General features: G+C 69.3%; 4 protein-coding genes. All 4 read right to left on the bottom strand.

Annotated elements, in window-relative coordinates; translation table 11 throughout:
* The coding region (locus AB4Y84_RS14935) for an ATPase, T2SS/T4P/T4SS family (protein WP_442250359.1) at positions 1-451 on the bottom strand (451 nt) is incomplete at its 3' end.
* Between the two features lie 2 nt (positions 452-453).
* The gene (gene gspD, locus AB4Y84_RS14930; protein ID WP_442243682.1) at positions 454-2,829 is read right to left on the bottom strand and encodes a type II secretion system secretin GspD; all 2,376 of its coding nucleotides are present in this window, start codon (positions 2,827-2,829) and stop codon (positions 454-456) included.
* Positions 2,826-3,353 (bottom strand): type II secretion system protein GspM, encoded by a 528-nt coding sequence (gene gspM, locus AB4Y84_RS14925; protein ID WP_442243683.1) that lies wholly within the window; start codon positions 3,351-3,353, stop codon positions 2,826-2,828. The genes gspD and gspM overlap by 4 nt, the downstream gene beginning before the upstream one ends.
* Positions 3,350-4,194, bottom strand: an 845-nt coding sequence (gspL, locus tag AB4Y84_RS14920; RefSeq protein WP_442250358.1) for a type II secretion system protein GspL, incomplete at its 5' end; no start/stop codon positions are given. The genes gspL and gspM, both read right to left, overlap by 4 nt.

The raw sequence follows: 4,194 nt of genomic DNA, 5'->3' as shown, positions 1-4,194 counted from the left end.
CCATGTCACGCAGGGTGCCATCGACGCGGTAGCGCACCACCGAATGGGTTTCGAAAGGTTCGATGTGCAGATCGCTTGCACCGTCACGCGCGGCCTGTGCCAGCAGGGCGTTGATCATGCGGATCACCGGCGCGTCGTCCTGTGCATCCAGCAGATCGGTCACCTCGGGCATGTCCTGCATCAGCCGGTCAAGATCGACTTCACTTTCGGCCGCGCCCACCACCGCAGCGGCATCGCCACCGTCACGATACTGCTCGCCCAACCGCTGCTGCCAGGCCGCCGCATCCAGCACGTGGAACGGCAGCGGCCCGTGCCGGCGGCGCAGCTCGGCCACCGCCCAGGCGGCGGTCTCGGCAGTTCCCAGCAGGACCGGCGCGCCGCCTGCTTCGGCCAGCATCACGCCGTGGCTGCGCACCCAGGCATACGGCAGCGCTGGCGGCGGCGTGGCCATGCTCATGGGCCGATGACCAGTTCCGGGGTGTAGCCCAGCCCGCGCAGCTGCTGCAGCGCCGGGTCGAGCGTGGCCGGGTCGCGTGCCACCCGCACCCGCAGTCGCTGTCCGGTTTCGCCCGGCGTGGTTTCGGCATAGGCCTGCAGGCCAAGCGCGCGCACCTGTGCCACGGCCTGCGTGGCACGCGCTGCATCCAGCCCCTGCGCGAACTGCACCACCTGCACAGTGCCCTCGCTGGCCGGATACAACGCCGCAAGGCTGCCGTTCTGCGGCGGCTGGCCCTGGCCATCGCGTGCATTGCCCTGGCCCAGCACCGACAGGTCCTGCGGTGGCAGCTGCGGCGCCGACAGCGCCGGCAATGCCCAGCTCTGCACCGGCTGCGCGCCTGCCTGTGCATTGCGCATGTAGTCGTAGCGGTCGCGGGTCAGGCGCTGGCCGGCAGCCGGGTCACGCACCACGTGCGGGCGCAGGAACACCATCAGGTTGGTCTTGGCCCGCTTGCGCGTATCGCTGCGGAACAGCGCGCCCAGCACCGGGATCTTCCCCAGCCCCGGCACGGCATCGCGGCCATGGCTGACGCTGTCTTCCAGCAGGCCGCCCAGCACCATGATCTGGCCGTCATCAAGCAGCACGCTGGTGTCCAGCGCCCGCTTGTTGGTGATGATGCCGGCGCTGCCCGTGCTCTGCGCATCGATGCTGCTGACTTCCTGGTAGATGTCCAGCTTCACCGTGCCGCCCTCGGAAATCTGCGGGCGCACCCGCAGCTTCAGGCCCACGTCCTCGCGTTCGATGGTCTGGAACGGGTTGTTGCTGCCACCACCACCATCGGTCACATAGCGGCCACTGACGAAGGGCACGGTCTGCCCGACCATGATGCTGGCCGCCTCGTTGTCCAGCGTCATCAGGTTCGGCGTGGAGAGGATGTTGGCGCCGCCTTTGCTCTGCAGTGCGTTGGCCAGTGCCTTCATGTTGAGGATCTGGCCCACGCCCGGCAGGTTGATCGTGCCGTCGATCACGCCGATGTTCAGCCCGTCCTTCGGCAGCACGTCGAGCGTGGTGCGCGCGGTGGTGTTCAGCCCACTACCACCGGTGGTGCCGCCGAAATGGGTGCCACCGAAGGTGCGGCCGTTGCCCAGCATCCATTGCACGCCCAGCTCGGCGGCGTCGGTCTGGTTGACCTCCACGATCAGGCTCTCCACCAGCACCTGCGCCCGACGCTGGTCCAGCTGGTCGATCACCCGCCGCAGGTTGCGGTACACCGGCTCCGGGGCAGAGATCAGCAAGGTGTTGGTGGCGATGTCGGCCTGCACCGAAATGCCGTTCTGGCTGAAGCCGGTGCTGCCGGCATCGGTCGGTTCGCGACGGCCGGGATCAAGCCGCGGCGATTCCAGCGCATTCCCTTTGTTCTTGCCCTGTGCAGGCTGCGCCGGCGGGCTGGCATTGCGGCTGGTCTCGCCCGGCAATGCAGTGATGCCGGCGCTGCTGCCCATTGCCGGCGCATCGCTCTGCCCTGCCACCACGCCACGCAGCACCCCGGCCAGCTGAGTGGCCTGCGCATTGCGCAGGTACACCACATGCAGGTTGCCGGACTCATCCTGGGCCTTGTCCAGCTTCTCCACCAGCTGCCGCGCCAGGCGCGTGCGGCCCGGGCTGCTGGAACGCAGCAGCACGCTGTTGCTGCGCGGGTCGGCCATCACCACCACCTTCTGCGCCGGCTCCGCGCCCTGCGCATCCAGCAGCGGTGCCACCATCGCCGCCACGTCCACGGCAATGCCCTGCTGCAGCTTCACCACGTCGGTGTCCATGCCGGCCGGTGTATCCACGCTGGCGATGACCCGCGCGATGCGCTCCAGGTTGTCGGCGTAGTCGGTGATGACCAGCGTGTTGTTGCCGGGGTTCGCGGTGATCGGATTGTCCGCGGTGATCATCGGCCGCAGCACCGCCACCAGCGCCGCGGCACTCTCGTAGCGCAGGGAAAACGTGCGCGTGGCTATTTCGCCGCCCGCGCCACCGGCACCAACGCGGCCGCCCAGCAGCTTGGCATCGGCCTGCGGCACCACCCGGCTGACGCCCCCGCTTTCAACCACGGCAAAACCGCGCATGCGCAATGCACCCAGCAGCAGCTGGTAAGCCTGCACGCGGCTGACCGGCCCATCGGAGACCACGGTCATCTTGCCGCTCACCCGGGGGTCGACCAGGAACTGGCGGCCGGTGAAGCGTGCCGCCATGCGCAGCACCCCACCGATATCGGTGTCCACCAGGTTCAGCTGCACCGGTTCGCCATTGGCGTCCTGCGCCTGCGCCGGCGCCGGAAGATGGGCCAGGCCCACCACCAGTGCCAATGCCGCGCTGCAGCCCAGGCTGCGCATCGCCTTCATGGATGGCCACCGCCCTGGGCGGCCATCACGATGTTTCCGGAAATCCGTGCCGCCGGCATGTTCGCGTCCCCTGTCCGTTGCAGTTGCAGTTGCTGCAGTTCGATGGCCGGGTCGGCCAGCAGAGGCAGCAGCCAGTTCCAGAGCGCATCGGCGGGCACACTGCGTACCTGCAGGTGCCAGCGCCCGTCGCGCGTTTCGATATGCAGGCCGCCCGCCAGGCCGGCAGCGGTGATCTGTTGGCGCAGGCCTGCAAGTGTCGGCCGCCGGCCTTGCGCCTGCTGCTGTTGTTCACGGGCGCGCAGCAGCGGTGCAAGTGCTGCCGCCTGCGCCTGCAGCCGTGGAAGCTCAGCCTGCCAATGGCTGCGCTGTTTCAGCAGCGGCTGCAGCCAGCCCAGCCACAGTGCGGCCGCCGCTATCGCTGCAGACATCAACAGCAGCATCGCGCGCTCGCGCGCCGCCAGCCGCTGCCAACGCTGCGACAGTCCGCGCACGAAGCCCGCCGGCCGTAGTTCCGCTGTGGTCACGGAGCAGTCCCGCTGCTGATCCGCAAGCGGCCACCGGCTTCGTGCGCAAGCTGCAACCCCTGTGCCTGCATCGCCTGCTGCCAGCGCTCCAGCCGTTGCGCGTCCTCGGCCAAGGCCTGCGCGTCGGCATCAAGCTCCATCTCCAGCTGGCCCGGCTGATAACGCAGGCTGCGGACCTGGCCAGCCAACTCGGGGATGGCCTGCAGCACGCTGGCAACCTGCTGCTGCACGGCGGGAAGTGCCCGTGGCACTGCCGGCACCGCCAGTGCCCGCCGCGCCTGCACCACCGGATCGACCACATCGTCGATCTCGGGGAAGTGCGTGCTGAACTGCCGCGCCATGTCATGCTGCAGGGCTTCACCCTCGCTGTGCCAGCGCGACACCTGCAGTTGCAGGCCCAGCGCAGCCAGCACTGCCGCCGCCAGCGCAAGACCGATGGCCACGCGTGGCGCACCCGCACGCGAGGCCGGCAACGGCAGTGACCAGCCAGGCAGCGGACCGCTGCACTGCACCGCCTGCGTCAGCACGCTCGCCGGCAGACGCTCGGCCCAAGCGGGCGGCACGGCATCGATCCACTGCACTGCCTGCACCCCGGCCTGCTGCAAGCGCACGGCCAGCACCTGCATCACCGAGGCCAGGTCACGCCCACCGCACCACTGCACGAAGCCACGATCACGGCCACAGCGGACCAGCACCTGCTCACCACACAGCTGCAGGGTGGCCTGCCCGACCGCCCACGGCAGCAGCAAGGGCGTCGGGTGCAACGCCTGCAACTGCAGCCCGCACTCCTGCAACTGCTGCTGTACGCGCGCAATCGCCTGCAGGCCAAGCCACGCCACCG

The organism is Stenotrophomonas sp. 2YAF22, assembly GCF_052114665.1.
Classification (GTDB): Bacteria; Pseudomonadota; Gammaproteobacteria; order Xanthomonadales; family Xanthomonadaceae; genus Stenotrophomonas; species Stenotrophomonas indicatrix.
The sequence above is the reverse complement of the archived record's forward strand: the minus strand, read 5'-3'. Positions and strand labels throughout refer to the sequence as shown.

Coding starts and splice junctions, on each gene's coding strand:
- gspD (WP_442243682.1), bottom strand. CDS start 2,829: ATGAAGGCGATGCGCAGCCTGGGCTGCAGCGCGGCATTGGCACTGGTG.